The 16,237-nt window shown below is 57.8% G+C and carries 16 protein-coding genes and 2 pseudogenes; 7 read left to right on the top strand and 11 right to left on the bottom strand.

Translation table 11 applies throughout. The annotated features are described in order from the left end of the window. Positions 1-196: pseudogene (locus BRX43_RS18410) on the bottom strand (IS481 family transposase); the annotation flags it as partial. Positions 197-404: 208 nt separating this feature from the next. After that, entirely contained in the window at positions 405-2,771 is a 2,367-nt protein-coding gene (locus BRX43_RS18400; RefSeq protein WP_125996534.1) for a membrane-bound PQQ-dependent dehydrogenase, glucose/quinate/shikimate family, read from the bottom strand. Between the two features lie 573 nt (positions 2,772-3,344). Between BRX43_RS18400 and BRX43_RS18395 the strand changes: the two genes are divergently transcribed. From BRX43_RS18395 to BRX43_RS18375, 5 genes are all read left to right on the top strand, one after another. Then, positions 3,345-4,157 carry a hypothetical protein gene (locus BRX43_RS18395; RefSeq protein WP_125996533.1) on the top strand — a complete coding sequence of 271 codons (813 nt, stop codon included), beginning with the start codon at positions 3,345-3,347 and terminating at the stop codon, positions 4,155-4,157. Between the two features lie 584 nt (positions 4,158-4,741). Further along, a complete protein-coding gene (locus BRX43_RS18390; RefSeq protein WP_206433274.1) occupies positions 4,742-5,476 on the top strand; it encodes a hypothetical protein in 735 nt (244 codons plus the stop codon). 126 nt (positions 5,477-5,602) lie between these two features. Then, a complete protein-coding gene (locus BRX43_RS18385; RefSeq protein ID WP_206433273.1) occupies positions 5,603-6,688 on the top strand; it encodes a hypothetical protein in 1,086 nt (361 codons plus the stop codon). A gap of 334 nt (positions 6,689-7,022) precedes the next feature. Further along, positions 7,023-8,126, top strand: coding sequence for a DUF262 domain-containing protein (locus BRX43_RS18380; protein ID WP_125996531.1), 1,104 nt, complete (start codon positions 7,023-7,025; stop codon positions 8,124-8,126). Between the two features lie 3 nt (positions 8,127-8,129). After that, the gene (locus BRX43_RS18375; protein WP_125996530.1) at positions 8,130-8,768 is read left to right on the top strand and encodes an MAE_28990/MAE_18760 family HEPN-like nuclease; all 639 of its coding nucleotides are present in this window, start codon (positions 8,130-8,132) and stop codon (positions 8,766-8,768) included. Here BRX43_RS18375 and BRX43_RS18370 read toward each other — a convergent pair. The 6 genes and pseudogenes from BRX43_RS18370 to BRX43_RS18335 all read right to left on the bottom strand — a co-directional run bounded on the left by BRX43_RS18370 (position 8,765) and on the right by BRX43_RS18335 (position 13,745). Next, a complete protein-coding gene (locus tag BRX43_RS18370; protein ID WP_125996529.1) occupies positions 8,765-9,724 on the bottom strand; it encodes an IS481 family transposase in 960 nt (319 codons plus the stop codon). The two genes, BRX43_RS18375 and BRX43_RS18370, sit on opposite strands and share 4 nt — an antisense overlap. A 97-nt stretch (positions 9,725-9,821) precedes the next feature. Continuing rightward, a complete protein-coding gene (locus BRX43_RS18360) occupies positions 9,822-10,388 on the bottom strand; it encodes a GIY-YIG nuclease family protein (RefSeq protein WP_125996528.1) in 567 nt (188 codons plus the stop codon). A gap of 28 nt (positions 10,389-10,416) precedes the next feature. Further along, a complete protein-coding gene (locus tag BRX43_RS18355) occupies positions 10,417-11,277 on the bottom strand; it encodes a hypothetical protein (protein ID WP_125996527.1) in 861 nt (286 codons plus the stop codon). Further along, on the bottom strand, positions 11,274-12,419 hold the full coding sequence (locus tag BRX43_RS18350) for a DNA cytosine methyltransferase (protein WP_125996526.1): 1,146 nt from the start codon (positions 12,417-12,419) through the stop codon (positions 11,274-11,276). Before BRX43_RS18350 ends, BRX43_RS18355 begins: the two co-directional genes overlap by 4 nt. Next, positions 12,412-12,597: a hypothetical protein gene (locus BRX43_RS18345; protein WP_125996525.1), complete on the bottom strand. Its 186-nt coding sequence runs from the start codon at positions 12,595-12,597 to the stop codon at positions 12,412-12,414. Before BRX43_RS18345 ends, BRX43_RS18350 begins: the two co-directional genes overlap by 8 nt. Before the next feature lie 391 nt (positions 12,598-12,988). Further along, positions 12,989-13,745: pseudogene (locus tag BRX43_RS18335) on the bottom strand (IS5 family transposase). A gap of 297 nt (positions 13,746-14,042) precedes the next feature. On the opposite strand from BRX43_RS18335, the gene BRX43_RS18330 reads away from it, so the two are divergent. Further along, the gene (locus BRX43_RS18330; protein WP_125996524.1) at positions 14,043-14,261 is read left to right on the top strand and encodes a hypothetical protein; all 219 of its coding nucleotides are present in this window, start codon (positions 14,043-14,045) and stop codon (positions 14,259-14,261) included. Between the two features lie 100 nt (positions 14,262-14,361). On the opposite strand, the gene BRX43_RS18325 is transcribed toward BRX43_RS18330, so the two are convergent. Both BRX43_RS18325 and BRX43_RS18320 read right to left on the bottom strand, forming a co-directional pair. Continuing rightward, on the bottom strand, positions 14,362-14,664 hold the full coding sequence (locus BRX43_RS18325; RefSeq protein ID WP_125996523.1) for an SWIB/MDM2 domain-containing protein: 303 nt from the start codon (positions 14,662-14,664) through the stop codon (positions 14,362-14,364). A gap of 210 nt (positions 14,665-14,874) precedes the next feature. Continuing rightward, positions 14,875-15,363 (bottom strand): hypothetical protein, encoded by a 489-nt coding sequence (locus BRX43_RS18320; RefSeq protein ID WP_241215064.1) that lies wholly within the window; start codon positions 15,361-15,363, stop codon positions 14,875-14,877. 240 nt (positions 15,364-15,603) lie between these two features. On the opposite strand from BRX43_RS18320, the gene rpsU reads away from it, so the two are divergent. Further along, positions 15,604-15,804 carry a 30S ribosomal protein S21 gene (gene rpsU / locus BRX43_RS18315; RefSeq protein WP_125996522.1) on the top strand — a complete coding sequence of 67 codons (201 nt, stop codon included), beginning with the start codon at positions 15,604-15,606 and terminating at the stop codon, positions 15,802-15,804. A 74-nt stretch (positions 15,805-15,878) separates the two neighbouring features. On the opposite strand, the gene BRX43_RS18310 is transcribed toward rpsU, so the two are convergent. Next, a partial coding sequence (locus BRX43_RS18310) for a GGDEF domain-containing protein (RefSeq protein ID WP_164523672.1) occupies positions 15,879-16,237 on the bottom strand: 359 nt, incomplete at its 5' end.

The following is a 16,237-nucleotide window of genomic DNA, read 5'->3' as shown; positions in this document are numbered from 1 at the left end:
TCGACAGGGTGGTGGAATGAGGGGCCTTCGGCCCGGTCTTCAGATCCTCGACCGTCGCCCTCTTACGCCATTTCGCGACGGTCTTCGGGTTGATCCCCAACTCACGGCTCAGCGTCGAGAGCGAAGCTTGCGATCGCTGTATTGCTGCTCGGACGGCGTGCGTGGTCGTGGCGCACCCATGACGTACCTGTCCCATGCGGCTTCCTTCCATTCCAACGAAAGGATCGCACCATCAAACCGCGGGATCAAACACCTAAGGCCTCTGCCAGGCTTCGATGCATCAGCAAGGTCTTGAGCACATCGTGGTCGTGGCCGTCGTTCGCCCTGTCCTGCCATCGGTGAAGACAGGCGCCTGTGAGCGTACAATCGGTCCGGTGCCCGGGGCCTGTGTCGGTTGGATCGTATCAGCTCCTCGGCAGAGCATAAGCCAGTGTATAGTCGCCGTACCGCGTTCCTAGCGCACCGTGGCCGCCAGCGGTGATGACAACATATTGCCGCCCGTCACGCCCGCGATAGGTCATCGGCGTTGCCTGTGCACCGGCTGGCAGCCGAGCCTTCCACACCACCTTGCCGGTGCTGAGGTCGAAAGCGCGGAGATATTGGTCGGTCGTCGCCCCGATGAAGGCAAGACCGCCCGCAGTGATGATCGAGCCGCCGAGGTTCGGTACGCCGGTCTTGATTGGCACACCCAGATGCGATCCAAACAGGCCGGTATCACGCGCAGTCCCCAGCACCTTCTTCCAAAGGACGCGTCGTGTGCCGAGGTCGACAGCACTCAGATGACCCCAGGGCGGGGCAACGCAGGGCGCACCGAAGATGCCGACCCAGGCCTTCACTACTGCGACATAGGGGGTGTTATACTGAGTCTGGAGCTGCGCCTGCATGGCGTTTTCGCCGCCCTGCTTCTGCTTCATAAGCGCCGCCACCCGCGGATCGTCGCGGCGCATGAGCCATAGCTTGAACGGCATCTCCATCGTGTTGACGGTCATGATACCGCGGACGGGGTCCACAGCTGCGCCGCCCCAATCGGTGACGCCGTCAAAGGCGGGATGGCCGATGATCGGCTTCAGCCCCATCGGCTGGTAGATGCCTGCACCCTGCGCACGGCGAATATCGATGCGGCAGAATAACTGGTCAATCGGCGTCGCGCCCCAGGTGGCAACCTCGGTCGGTGCCGGCGGGGTGAAGCTCGGCATGCCGGTCGAGAAAGGCTGCGTCGGCGACACACGCACGCCCGGCGTCGCGCCGTCGGTGCGCACCGGCCTTTCGGTGATCGCGGCGATCGGCGCGCCGGTCAGCCGGTTCAGAAAGAAGACCTGGCCCATCTTGGTCGTCTGGATCAGAGCGGGGGTGACCTGCCCGTCAGGTGCACGATAGTCGAACAGCGACGGGCCGATCGGCAGATCCATGTCCCACATGTCGCGGTGGACGAGTTGGCGGGTCCAGCGCAGCTTGCCAGTGGCGATGTCGAGCGCGACGATGGATGAGCCGAAACGATCGTCGAATGGCCGGCGATAGCCGATCCAATAGTCGGGTGAGGCATTGCCCGTCCCTAGATAGACGATGCCATTGGCGGCATCAGCAGTGATCGCGCCCCAGACATTGGGCGTGCCGCGCGTGTAGGTTTGCCCCTCCGGCAGCGGCGCGATGGCGTCTTGCGAGCGACCGACGTCCCATGCCCAGACCGGAGCGCCCGACACCGGATCATAGGCCCGCACCACGCCCGATGGAATGTTGCGGTTGACATTGTCGATGATCCGCTCCCCGATGATCAACCGATTATTGACGACCACGGGTGGCGTCGTGCCGATCTGATCGGACGGCTTGGAGGTACCCATGTTGGCGCGCAGATCGATTGCGCCACCATTAGCGAAGCTCTGACATGGCCGTCCTGTGTCCGCATCGAGCGCCACTAGCCGAGCGTTGAAGGTCGGTGCGAAGATGCGACGTGGGCATGGCGTGCCTGCCGGTGCCTCGAAGTAGGTAACGCCGCGGCAGACCAGATAATTGTTGCCGGCGATCGGCGCGTCTTCATGCCAGCTCCACTTCGTTTTGCCCGTGGTCGCGTCGATCGCCTGTACGAAGGAGTGTGGCGTGCAAGTGTAGAGCGTGTCGCCGATGTGGATTGGCGTCGCCTCCGAATGATACTCGCGCTTATGCTCCTGCGTTTCCGCCGCCACCGGCAGGTCGCCGGTCCGCTGCGTCCAGGCGAGCTGCAGCTGCCCGACATTCTGCGGTGTGATATCCGCCAGTGCCGAGTAGCGCCGCCCCGACAGGGTGCCGCCGTAATCGCGCCAATCGCCATTTGCCTCACCGGTAGAGGCGACAGGCGGTGTCACGGTGCGGGCCGCGCCTTGTGCTTCTACCCCGTCGCCATGCACCAGAACACCGCTTACGCCGAGTAGGAGGAGCACTGCCGCAGCGGCGGGAACTACGCGGGCACCGGAGCGCCACGACCCCGCTCGCCATCCCGTCAATAGTACCAGTACCAGCAGCACGGTCGGCGCTACCAACCTGGGGACAAGTTGCAATCCGTCTAGCCCAACTTCCCACAGCGCCCAGATGAGCGTGCCCAGCCATACCAAAACGAACAGCCATCGTCCGAGCCGGGGCACACGGCCGAGCAGCGCACCGCTAACCACCATCGCGAGACCAGTGATCACGTAATAGGGCGATCCGCCCATCGAGGCCAAAACACCACCGGCGACCGCGAAAAACCCTCCAAGAATGGCCACGCACCACGCGATCGCCAGCCGATAGAGCCGAGCCATTCCTGCTTCCTTCAGCCTGTTTGCCGTTGAACGTCCAGAACAGGAAGAAGTCTCCGGAGGCGACCATGCCCTGCTGCGAGGCCCTTCACGCCGCAGATTTTATCGTATGCGGACATGGCTCATATGGCTGGTGACCCACATGCAGTCATTCAGACCTGCTTGACCAGCCCCCAGCTTCGGACGCTCGTTAATGTGACATGCTCCGAGGGCTACGCAGCCACATTGACGTAGTGGAAACGGCCAGGAGTAGGACATTTGTGCTGTTCTTCGGCGATGTTTCGAACGGCAGATTTTGCCCATAGCCGACATCCGACGTCTGCCACATGCGCACCATACAACGGCAGAGATAGGTTGATTGCAACCTGGCAGCTTCTGGACACCAGTTCGCGCGAAGCCGACATCGGTTTTGGAGCTGGTCGCGCCGCTATGACCCGCTAATACAGGCTGCTCATCAATTTTGAGAGCAGGACGGACGCGCTTCTATCAAAGCTGACGCATGGTTGACGCTCAACCGTGAGCCGCATGTTGCTCGCTTGTTCCACTGTGCCTATCTAGTCGGCAGAGGGAGCGAACATGGCTGACGCGGAAGAAGTCGAAATCAATCACCACACTCGCGCTTCGGAGGTAGTTTCGGTTTTTCGGGCCGTTACCGGTGGTCAAAACCGGTATATGGGAACGGCTTGGGCCGCCTTGTTCGATGCTGAAATTTCGAGCGACGAATATTATTTCGCGCTGGGAGCTATCTCACGAAGTCTAGCTGCGCTGCATGATGAGATCGAAAATAGCTCTCTGCGTCATGCCAGCAAGCAAATGTATCTTGGGGCGGCAGGTACCCTCCAGAATTATGTCGAGGTCACGAAACTACAAGTATTAACCACGGATGAGCTAAAAAAGGAAGCGGACTCGTTCCGTCTCCTGACGTTACTCGATGACGTCCTAAAGCCTAATGCGAATCGCGACATGCCCAAGGCGACGCTCAAGGCATGGACTGCTTCAGTTGATAAGCTGATCGAGAGCGCAACAGATGCGATCGATGACGCGACCCTGAGGGCCTTTGTGATCCGTCAGCTACACCACCTTCGTTGGGCGATAGGCAATTACCAGTTCATTGGTATCGACGGCATTTCACGCGCATACGGATCGATGGCCGCCGAGGTCGCTCGTAGCCAGAATATGGAAGGCGGTCAGACCGACAGCGCCCGCTCATGGTTCCAAAAGGCAAAGAAGCCGATTGTCGCGATCGGCGTAGCGATTGCTGCATCGAGCGCGGTTGTCGAGCAGGCAGACAAGCTGATCGAGCACGGCGGCAATATCTACGAAGCCATCACGCATCACGGTGGCGATGCCGAAGATCCAGAAGAAGCCAAGTCTGAGGTTAGAAAATAGACTTTGGAAGAGATCCTGGAACCTCAGAAGACTTGGGTAGCTACCGCGTCACCGCTTCCGTTCGCATTGTGGGTTCCCCGCGCTTGCGCTTAGTCGTCGCCACGATTTCCGCATTCACTTCAGCATCGTCTTTGCTGCGTTAAACCTGATAGTGTTCCTTGTACTTCGCCATACTCCTTCCTGATAGGTATAGGTAGGCACCTTACTGCCCGGCAGCTATCAGCATTGCGAATGGTTGGTTTTGACGTGGGCGGACATTCCCGTCACCGTATCGGAGCGGCGTGATTTGGTCGACACCCGCCAATGGCCTCGCCGCGGCGAGGACCCAGAAGCAGTCATCTAATGCCGCTGTAGCGCCTCCTGAAACCGGCCGCTCGTTCACGGCCGTCTGGGCACCCGCTCGCGGATAGCCGCACTCTCGTCGGCAGCCTTCCACTTCGATAGGCAGGTAGTTTCGATTAGCATGGGGAGGTCCAGCGGCAATGCACTTCACACCGGAGCAACGTGAGGCCTGGAACGCGGAGACGCGCGACAGTCCCTTCAACCGTTGGCTACGGGCGCGCACAACTGGCCGTGACGGACTTTTGGACCTCGGGCTTTTGGCATCGGTCGCTGCCGAGTTCGGGGTGGATGCAGCGAAATACGCGCACCTGAACGCAGGACAGCAGCGGATGAACGTAGGCAACCGACTGCGTCGACTAGTTCCAGAGTCGGTCTACGTCAGCCGGCCCACGCCGGGTGAGACAGCGAGCCCGCAACCTTCAGCGACTGGGGTAGCGCATCCGCCCTCCCTGCTCGGCGCTGAGTGGCCGTTCTTGCGAGCTGCAAGCGCGACGACGCTCCTTCGTTTGCAGGCGGCTGCAGTCGAAGAGCTCCGGCGCCACGAGGTGGTCCGGACTGGGAATGCGCCACTTGGCGACTATGCAGAGCATCTCTTTGCTAAAGCTTTCGGCTGGGAGCTGACGGTGAACTCGGCGACCGGCTACGACGCCCAGGACAATCAAGGCACACGCTATCAAATCAAGGCCCGCAGGCTGCGCAACAATAGGGCTGGAGAGCGGCAGCTCGGCGTACTACGCGGCTTGCCCGACAAAGCCTTTGATTACCTAGCGGCGGTGCTTTTCAGTTCCGACTTCGCTGTACGCCGTGCGGCCATCATTCCCCATGCAGCAGTCGTAAGCCGGGCAATGCACATCAAACACGTCAACGGCTGGCGCTTCCTGCTTGAGGACGCGGTGTGGCTTATCGAGGGAGTTCAAGATGTTACCGACGCCATTCAGTCTGCGGCAGCCAACCTAAATTTGAGCAAGGGAGCGTAGATGTAAGGTTGAGCAGGCTGGACCAGAAGCGGTCTCCCAGAGCCCTCTTGCCGGTACTAGAGACCCGCCATGTATCAAACTCGGGAGCACGGCGAAAGCAAGCCCAGATCCCCAATTTCGTGCGACATGAGGACCTTGCCGGACCGCCAGATCTTAGGCAACTTAGCGGTTAGCCGGCTTCAACAGGTCGTTGCGTGGACATCCTTGCGCAATGGTTGCAATCCATATCTTGCTAAAATTCGATTTCGGCTCGACAAAAATCTTTATCTTCTAGAGGATGCGCACCTAATGGCTACCACGCCTACAGACCCTATCCCGGCCCCCTCAGGGTACGAGAAGGCCATTGTTACGTTCATTGACATCCTCGGCTTCCGCCGTCTACTCGCCACCCGCGACGCTGGGCAGATCCTTGAGATCTTGAGTCTACTACGGAACTACACACGCGGCGATGGACACGAAGAGCCCATATCGAACCGATTGGACGAACTGCGGCTTTACAGCCAGTCCTTTTCCGAGTCGGTGTCTGACGCCGTCGTGCGCGTCAGAACGACGGAGACTCAGTCGCAGGACGGTCCTTTCCTCTACGAACTACTGAACCTCATGCATGCCCAGATCCAGTGTTTGAATCGAGGTATCCTGATTCGCGGCGGCCTTACTATTGGCGATGTTCATGTCGGCATCGACGGTAGTGGCCCGGTGTTCGGACCGGCGATGGTGCGGGCCTATGAAATCGAGCAGAATGAGGCGGTTTATCCACGGATCACGATCGATGAGGCGGCGGTCGAGGCGTTCCTCGATGACCCGTTCCTCTGGCAGGAAGGACAGTTCGACGAAAACGACTTGGAGATGGCCCGACGCTACATTGCCGTGGGCGAAGATGGCTGTTATTTTCTTGATTACCTCGCAGCCGCAGACGCTGGAGAGTTCGATGAGGGCGAGATTGGCCAATTCTCATTTCTGATGCGCCACCGTGACTTGATCGAGACCGAGCTCCAATCAGTGAGCGGTAAGGAGCGCCGCAAGCTGATCTGGCTGGCGAACTATCACAACCGCTTTGTTGCCGACCTGCGGACGCGATACGACATGACCGATGCGAGCGGGGAGTTTATCGCGCTGCTGGCGGTCACGCCCGCCGAGCTTTTTGACAGCTTACACATCAGCGGAAGCTGGTTGCGCTTCGGAGACCGCCTGCAGGATCTTGTACAGCGATAAAGAGCAGCGGCGACTGCAAGCGAACTATGACGTTCCAGTTTCGGGGGGAAACCAGTCACTTGGACCCAGAACCGGTCATTCCGGGGTGCGTGCCCGCTCCCAACTTCTGCCATTCGCTCATGGTGAAAGCCGCAGATGGGCTATCTCAGCGCCATGGACTTCGAACGGCAGGCGCAGGTAGCTTAACCTGGTATCCATCGGACCGGCAGCAGCTCAGTCAGAGCCAGGCGGTTCATCGTCGACCCGATCCACCAGATGCTGGGACTGAACACCTAAACACCTTGCGTTTAGCGGTTGTTATGCTGCATTCTTCAGCCAACAGGAGAAATCGCTGATGCCGCTGTCAGAGGAAATTGCACTCGCACGTACAGAGATAATTTCCGATGGGTATGAGATGTCCATCGGGGAGATTATGAATCTCTATCGAGACAACGAGCTTCGTATAAACCCAGCTTATCAGCGTCTCTTCCGATGGGATGAGACTAACAAGACGAGATTCATCGAGTCATTATTGCTTGGTATCCCTATTCCGCCCATTTTCGTCTTTCAGGATGAAAACGGCATCTGGGAGCTAATCGACGGCCTTCAACGGCTCTCGACTGTATTTCAGTTTACAGGCTTACTTCAGGGCGCAGGCGCTAATCCTATGCCTCTGACGCTCGCGGGAACGAATTACCTCCCTTCTTTGGAAGGAAAAAAGTGGGAACCTTCTTCCTCAGATTCTGATGATGGAATAGGTCAGGCTCAGCAGCTTCAGGTAAAAAGAGCTCGCTTGCGCATTGAAATACTTAAGAAAGAGAGCGATGCAAAAGCTAAATATGAGCTTTTCCAGCGGCTAAATACAGGTGGAGAGCGTCTATCTGAACAAGAAGTACGGAATTGCATCGCAGTTATGATTAACCCTGACTTCCATTCTTGGATCATGGATCTAGCCATCTTTGATCCTTTCAAAGAGACAACTGCTCAGACTGATACAGCAATTGAAAGCCAAGGCCATGTTGAACTAGCCCTTCGCTTTCTGTCATTCTTGAACACACCGTACAATAAGGCACTTGATGTTCATGAGTACTTAGACAGTTCACTGATTCAGATGGCTAGTGATGAGAACTTCGATTTTGAGACTCAAGGTGAATTGTTTAGGCGCGTTTTTACAGTCCTTAATGATGCGCTTGGGTCAGACGCCTTTAAGCGATGGGATGGAACCGCTTTCAAAGGTAAGTTTCTGATCTCTGTCTTTGAGGTTCTTGCCCCTGGTGTTGCTAGGAACATCGATGCTATCGAAGGCATGGATGGTGTAGCACGAAAGAATTTTATAATTTCCAAGGCTCAAAGCCTTTGGGCAGATCAAACTTTTAGGAATAATTCTGGTGGCGGTACCCGTGGCACCACTCGGTTAGTAAACTTACTGCCCATGGGGCAGTCATTTTTGCGTCCTTGATATATGAAGATTCGAACGCTTAGCCATTTACAGGATCGTCTTGATAAAGAAATGGGTTGGCGACTTAAAGAGGTCGCCGACCTTAAAACAGGTGTAAAGTCCTCTAAATCTTTATCTCAATCGACTCTTATACGAGCTGGAGTTGCAGTGCTTTATGCCCATTGGGAGGGATTTGTAAAAGCATCGTCTTTGGCGTATGTAGAGTACTTGAATAATCAGAAGATATATTATTCTGAATTAAAGGCTCCATTCGTGGTTATGGGTATGAAAGCGTACCTTAACACCCTTCGTGAGTCTGGGAACTACGAGGGCAATTTAAGCGCTTTGTCATTCCTAACAACGAAAATGTCTGAACGGTTCAGCGTTGATTTTTCTGGCGCGGTCAACACTGAGTCAAATTTAAGTTCTACAGTATTCTTTAATATTGCGTCGTCACTATGTATTAGCCATGTTCCCTACGAGGCCAAGGCCAACCTGATAGATGAGTCTCTGCTGAAAAGGCGCAATAAGATAGCTCATGGTGAATATTTGGACATAAGTTCTGATGAATGGCGTAGCTTGGCAGACGAAGTTTTAGTGCTTCTAAGAAGCTATAAAACAGACGTAGAAAACGCAGCTACGATGATGAGCTATCGTGCCTAGGTGTTCAGTCCCGGCATCTGGTGGATCGGGTCGAGGATGAACCGATCTGGCTCTGACGTCCAGATCTTGGCGATGTATTCGTAGGGTGTAAGGCCGTTGAGCGTCTTGAGCCGGCGGGCGAAGTTGTAAGCTGCCATGAAGTCAGCGAGGTGCGTCCGGAGCTGGTCGTGGCTCTCGTAATGGAAGCGTTTGACGGTCGCGTCCTTGATCGTTCGGTTCATCCGCTCGACCTGGCCGTTGGTCCACGGGTGGTTTGGCTTTGTCAGTCGGTGCTCGATGGCGTTCGCCTCGCAGATCATGTCGAAGCGCATCTGGCGCGACCAGGCGGTGTTGCGGTTGCGCGGCTGGTCGGCGAACTGGATGCCGTTACCGGTCAGGATCGTGTGTATTCGGTACGGCACGGCTTTCAGCAGGTGTTCCAGGAATTCCCACGCTGTCCGTCGGTCGGCTTTGTCGACCAGCTGCGTGACCGCAAATTTGCTTGTGCGGTCTATGCCGACGAACAGGTAGAGCTTGCCTTCGGCAGTCTGTACCTCAGCAATATCGATGTGGAAGAAGCCGATCGGGTAGCGCTTAAAGCGCTGACGCTTCGGCTTGTCGCCCTCGACATCCGGCAACCGTGAGATGCCGTGCCGCTGCAGGCAACGATGCAGCGCTGATCGGGTCAGGTGCGGGATCGACGGCTGCAGGGCGTAGAGGCAATCGTCGAGCGGTAGTAACGTGTGCCGTCGGAACGACACAACCATCGCCTCTTCAGCCTCGGTCAAGGTAGTCGAATGAGGGGCCTTCGGGCCGGTCTTCAGATCCTCGACCGTTGCCCGCTTCCGCCACTTCGCGACGGTCTTCGGGTTGATCCCCAGCTCACGGCTCAGCGTCGCGAGCGAAGCTTGCGATCGCTGTATTGCTGCTCGGACGGCGTGCGTGGTCGTGGCGCACCCATGACGTACCTGTCCCATGCGGCTTCCTTCCATTCCAACGAAAGGATCGCACCATCAAACCGCGGGATCAAACACCTAACGGTTCGCATGATGCAGCTGCGGTTCGCCTCGAAATTCATTTTTTCTCTGGCGTTGACAGACCAAGCATGGCGGAATGATATTTTGCAAGTCGCTCAAAATGGGCATCCATGGAGGTCGCGACTTGGTCTGAATTCTTCACTGAAACGAAGTGGCTGACGAGCTGAGCGTAATGCGCCGCCTGGCGCGGCAAACGTAATTCCGGACCCTTCTTCTCAGCAATTTCCTCATCGCTCATGACTTGAACAACGTCGGCCGGCTTTGGGATTTTCGGCCGACGTGAAGGTTTAGCTGGAACGGTACCGTTCATCAGCCGTGATTTAGGATGGTAATGATGAAACAGGACAGCTTCGAGGGGGCCGATCATTGCGTTGGTCTTTACCGGGTAAGCCCAAACAAAGGCGATCTCCCAAACGTCGATCTGGCGGTTTGCGATCACGTCTGATCTGGCCGATGTGAGATGTCGCTGCACCCTGCCTCGGATGCTGCTGGTCGACTGCCCAACATAGACTGGCACATTGTTTAGGTCCGCCAGAATGTAGACACCGGGAGATGTTGTCAGCTTGCTAACCCCTTTCCTCCGGAAACTGAAATCAATCGCCACCCAACCCCCCGACCTGATCTCGCACTGGTCAGGTCCGCCGGATCGCCGTAGGCGCCGACTCCATGACCGGTGCGCCACCGCGCGTCACCGTCGTTTTCCGAACGGTATCAACTCCGCGATACTCGACCGCAAAATCGACGTAGTTCACTTCATCATTGTGGCCCTGAAAGCAATCATGCAGCGCTTTAAGAAAATGCACGTCGCCAAGCTGCTGCGCGGGAGGATGCGGATTGTTGCGGGGTGATGGCACCGTGGCTGGAAAGACGTAGATACAGGGTGGCGGCAACTCGTATGGTCCTAGCACCGTGACACGCGGCTTTTCCTCACCAGCGATTTTTGGGCAGGGCCGGCCAAGGGTTCCGCACACCATGTCCCAGATGATCGTACCGTCCACCCTCTCCTGCCGGGAAATAATCTCGGCGCTTAGCCGCGTATGTATGCCCGACCATGCGTTGTGTCGCGGGTTGGCACCTGGATTCGTGCAGACACTCCAAATGACGAACTCGTGCGCCTGTGGCGGCCTATCGAAAATATTGGTGTTGTTGCCGTCGAGACAGCCTTTCAGCTCGATAGCGACAATCCGGCCAGATGGCATGGTAACGGAATAGTCGTGACGGTTGGCTTCTCCAGCCGACTGCCAGTCTGTGATAAAGCCACGATCCTGCATGTAGTTGAGGACATGGCGGGCAAACTCACGCTTGGGTCCCATCGTCGCCGAAAACTGGCCACGAATGCGCTCGATCGCACCCCGAAAAAGGCCGCTGTTGTAGAACTCGGTTTCATCTAAACCGTGATCGCCCAGCTTGTGCGCCTCGGTTTTCAAGACCTCCGAGTAGGTCTCGATCCGTTTTCGCAATTCGTCATTCTGCAAGCACGGGATGATTGTCATGCCGCCGCCTTTGTCAGACGGGTGTCGTAATCCAGAATCGGCTCAAAAATCCGCTCGGCCAAGTGTCGCACAACCGGCACGACGACTCCATCGCCGGTCAGGTGATAGGCTTCGTTATAATTGCTCGGCAGCTCATATTCGTCGGGTAAGCCCATAAGGCGCGCTGTTTCTCGGCTGGAAATCAGCCGCGACTTCACGCTTGCGCCTTCGACTACAAGGATCAGCTGGCGGCTCGATCCGCCCGCCGGCGTTCGCAGGCAACCAGCGATATCATCGAACCTGACCTCGGCACGCTGAACCTTGCGGCCCGTTTCATCCAGCCGCGTACGCTTGTAGATGCCGCCCACCATTCGGTGCCCCATATTCTTGGCGGCATCGACCTTCGCCCGATTCACCTCGCTCATCATAGCAAGCAGCTGCTTGGTCACGTCTTCCGTATGCCAAGACACGCTCTTCGGCGCGTCCTCGATCAACTCCGCAAAAGTCGTTTTCCGGGGAGGCGGCGCAGCCAGGTTCCACCAAATCCAGCTCTTCTTCGCTTCTACGGGAAGCTTGTCATAGGCAGTTCGCAAGGTGCGGGTGTGAAACGGTGCCGAAGGTTCATCGGCGATTAAATAAGCGGGGATTGCAACGTCCTGGCGAACGCCAACTACGAATAAACGTGGTCTGGAATGAGGGACGAACGCGGCTGCGTCGATAATGAGAACGCCATAGCGATAAAATTCTTGCTGCAAGGCTCCGCAGATCGCCGCGAAGTCTTTGCCACCATGCGAGGTCAACGTACCGCAGACGTTTTCGAGAACGATCATTCGAGGTGCTCTGCCCTCGGCGATGAGACCCTTCATTAGCTTCCAGAATGGCCAAAAGGTGCCAGACCGGTCGCCTTTCAATCCGGCACCTCCACCAGCCAGCGAGAGGTCTTGGCAGGGAAAAGAGCCCCATGCGAGGTCAGCTCGGCCAGGAAGTTCGGCCGTCGTCAGCTTGCCAACGTCAACGGTTTTCAGTTCGCTCTCACCCCAATTAGCTCGGTAGATACGGCTTTTTTTGTGATCGAAATCATTGGCGAATAGGCAGCTCCATGCCTCGCCAAGACCGGCGCGGGCCATGCCACCGCCGGCAAAAAACTCGTAGAAATCACGCATTAGCGCTATCGCCTGCTTCACGCCGCAGCTTTTCCTCGATCGCTTCCGCTATCCAAGTGTTCCGTGAGGTATTGCCGGGCCGCTTCATGCGGGCGCGATCAATCCCGGCCCACAGGTCTGGATCGAGACGAAGGTTCTGACGCGACCTGTCGTCGGTCTTATGAGCGAGCATTCCCATGATTCTGATTTGGCGCCTTAGTGGCGCCAAAAGCAAGGACATTTCGGGAACTATGAACCGAGCACGGTTTTAGGAAGCCCAACGGGGCTTTTAAAAGCGTTCCCACGTTGTGGGCGCAGCTCCTCCCTAAAACCCTCGAGGCTGTTGAAAACGGCTGCTTGGGAGCCGCGTGTGGACGGCTACTATCACCGATGATCGGTAAAATGCCCTACGTAGCAGGCCGGCACGGTCTGTCTCGCGAGTAGCTAGAGGTTGAAGGCCGCGGCGGCCATGATGGAACTGTTCCGCAGCTCCGGCAAGACCTCGCAATTTAAGCGTTTGTAGACCCAAGTTGCATTCCAAATGGCTGAACACGCGCTCGAACCGCTGTCTTAGGGTTAGGACTCGTTGATCACAGCCAGAAGATGACGGTGGCAGCGAGGGCATGGCGGAAAAGAAGGCGGTAGGGCAGCGATCGTAGCGGGTGGCGACACGGCACCAGTCTTCGAGGCGACCGAACGGGATCTAGATGCGGCTCTGTCGTCGATAGCGTCGCTTGTCGTATCTGACCGGCTCGTTGCGTGATCGCCGACCTGGAATGCAGGGCTGGATGCCCTTGGCTTGTCGAGCGTCCCTGAACTAGTCGGCGTCATAGCCGCGATCACCCAACAGCCACTGCGCCTTTGGCATGTCGTCGAGCAGGGCCGCCGCTCCGATGTAGTCGCTGACCTGGCCGGCCGTCATGAAAAAGCTCAAGGGGCGGCCGTTCGCGTCGGCAACGGCGTGGAGCTTGGTGTTCATGCCGCCCTTGGTGCGCCCAATCAGGCGGCCGAGATCCCCTTTTTTACCCGCAGGCTTGAGGCCGTGCGGTGCGCCTTCAGATAAGTCGCGTCGATCATGACCGTCCTCGGCTCGGCACTTGCCGCCGCCAGCCCCTCCATCATGCGTAAGAAGACGCCTGCGTCACCCCAGCGCTTCCACCGATTGTAGAGCGTCTTGTGCGGACCGTAGGCGGCGGGTGCTTCTCGCCAGCGCAGCCCGTTCTTGTTGACGAACACGATGCCGCTCAGCACCCGCTGGTCATCCACGCGCGGCTTGCCATAGCTCCTGAGAAAGAACGGTCGCAGCCGCTCCATCTGCTCGTCCGTCAGCCAAAACAGGTCGCTCATTCCGGTCTCCTCGTGGAGCCTGAATCAAATCGCAACGCTCACATCAATGGGTTCTGACCCTAATCCACCACCGACACGCGTTCGAGGTGCCTGCCCCACCGCATAAACGAATGGCAGCTTACGTTCGCGGCTGCCCGAAAGCGGCCAGTCCGCAATCCACCAGTTTCACCCGAATGCAGACCGTCCGCTCTCGACGCCAGTCCATCCTCAACCACTTACCTTCCGCGCCTCCATAACGAGACAAAGCTGGGCAATTTTGCCATTCTATTCGAAGCACCACCGGGCTACGTGGGCGCGATGAAATTCCATGGTCCCATCCTGGACAACCTGAACAACGCGATTGCCAGCGCCCGTCGCTTGCGCGGCCATCCCGTTTACAAAGACACTGTCGCCTACTGGAACGAACTGATCCAGGAGGCGAGGCGGATCCAGCGTGAACCGACCTACGAACAGGCTGACGTGCTTGAGCCCGCCATCGTCAGCTTGAAATTGGAACTGGCAGAGCGGAACCGCTAAGAGAGCCTGGCGCGGCCGCGACAGAACGGCGCGCAGGTTGTTCCGAGATACGGTAGGTAGGTGAAGACAGGGTGGGCCTGGTTGCCCACCCCGCCTGATGTCAGGCCTTAGTGAGATGCTGCGAGATGTACTTGTTCATCTCGAACATGGTGCACTTGTCACGGCCAAACACCTTTTGGAGATCGGCATCGGCCAGGATTTCGCGCTTGTTTTCAGGGTTCTGCAGGTTCTTGGACTTGATGTAGTCCCAGACCTTGCTGATGACCTCACTGCGCGGCAGGGCATCGTTGCCCACGATCACACCGAGCTCCTTGGAGGGCTGTACGGCGGCATGAATACCCGTACCTGCCTTGGTCTGCGTCTCTGCCGCTTTCTCAGAACCGGCTTCCTTCTTGGTCGCCATCGTCGCTTCCCCTGATAATCGACGCTTGTGATGCCGCTTGCCGGGAGAGACGGCAACCGCCGATATCGTCAGCGATGCTCTACCCGTTTTCGCCGTTCCCACGCTCATGAATGAGCCACGTCACCAAAGCCCCAGAACCAGCCAACCAAGTCTCGTCTGGCGAGGTGCATAAAGGCTTGGCTATCATGACGTACGCCAAGGAGCCTCTCGTTAGTTGTCCAGCATGCTGAAGGGAGTTGGCGTGATCCAATCGGCACCCCGCTCAGGGTATGGGCCATGGAAGAGATCGCCCAGCGCCCGCCGACAATGCGCGTTCAACCAGCGACGACGGCGATGCTCGGGAGCATCGTGGATCATGTGGCAGCGCTGGCACAAGGCTGCCAGCTTGTCGAAGGCGCTGTCGCTTGGATTGTGGTGCAGGTGGGCGCAGGCCAGCACCACCTTGGTCCATCTGCCCAAGCCTAGGATGTCCTCCGTAGGACGCTTTACCCGCCTGCCCCTCGAACACCGCCAGTAGAGCCGCTCTGCATCCCACCATCGGCCATCTCCGAGATGAAAGACGCGCTTGCCATGCGGTCGCCGACAATGCTCGCAAACGCCCCCTGCCCGTTTGAAACGGATGAAGCGCGAGATATGCTGCCAGTCAATCGGGTACAGAAAGACATGTTCGGGACGAATTGGCATCAGATCATCACTCATGCCGCAATCGACGATTCCTTGTCGAGGCCGTGAGCTCAATTATCCACCTCGCCTAAAAAGGAAACCTGCTAACTCAGCCAGGTGGCAGCCGATCAATCGCCAACCGGACCAATTATCCCACACGAGCTTTCGAAACTGAGGTAAAATCGCCAGACGTCACTTGGCTTGACCGCCCCGCCGCCATACAGGCACCACCATTGTCGCCGCACCCACTGCGGCTTGTTGGAAGCCTCACCGCCCATGCAGATCATCGTCCGCGAAAACAATGTCGACCAGGCGCTGCGCGCGCTCAAGAAGAAGTTGCAGCGCGAGGGCGTCTACCGCGAGATGCGCCTGCGTCAGCACTATGAGAAGCCGTCCGAGAAGCGCGCTCGCGAGCGGGCAGCGGCAATCAGCCGTGCTCGCAAGGCCGATCGCAAGCGTGCTGAACGGGACCGCTGATAGTTACAGCGCAAGCAGGAGAGATGGTGCCGGCAAGCCATAGGCTGCTGGCGGCCACCTAGCCTGTCATCACCTCATGCCGCGGCCTGCTGAGTCTCGACAAGGCTGACCTTGGCGCGATTGCGACCAGAGCGCTTGGCGTCGTAGAGTGCCGCGTCCGCGGCCTTGATCAGGCTCGTACCATCGCGGTCCATGGTGTTGTTCCAGGTGGCGATCCCGAAGGACATGCTGGTGGCGCCCAACCTCTGTCCCCCGGCGCGGATATTGAGTTCGGCGATCGCCAGCCGCACCTGTTCGACCCGGTTGAGCAGCGCCGTCGCGTTCGTGCCGGGCGCGATGATCGTGAACTCCTCGCCGCCATAGCGGCAGACCACGTCACCGTCGCGGAAGCGATTGCGCATCTCCGCCGATACCGCCTGGAGAACCGCGTCGC

Source organism: Sphingomonas sp. S-NIH.Pt15_0812 (genome assembly GCF_003951315.1).
GTDB lineage: Bacteria > Pseudomonadota > Alphaproteobacteria > Sphingomonadales > Sphingomonadaceae > Sphingomonas.
The sequence above is the reverse complement of the archived record's forward strand: the minus strand, read 5'-3'. Positions and strand labels throughout refer to the sequence as shown.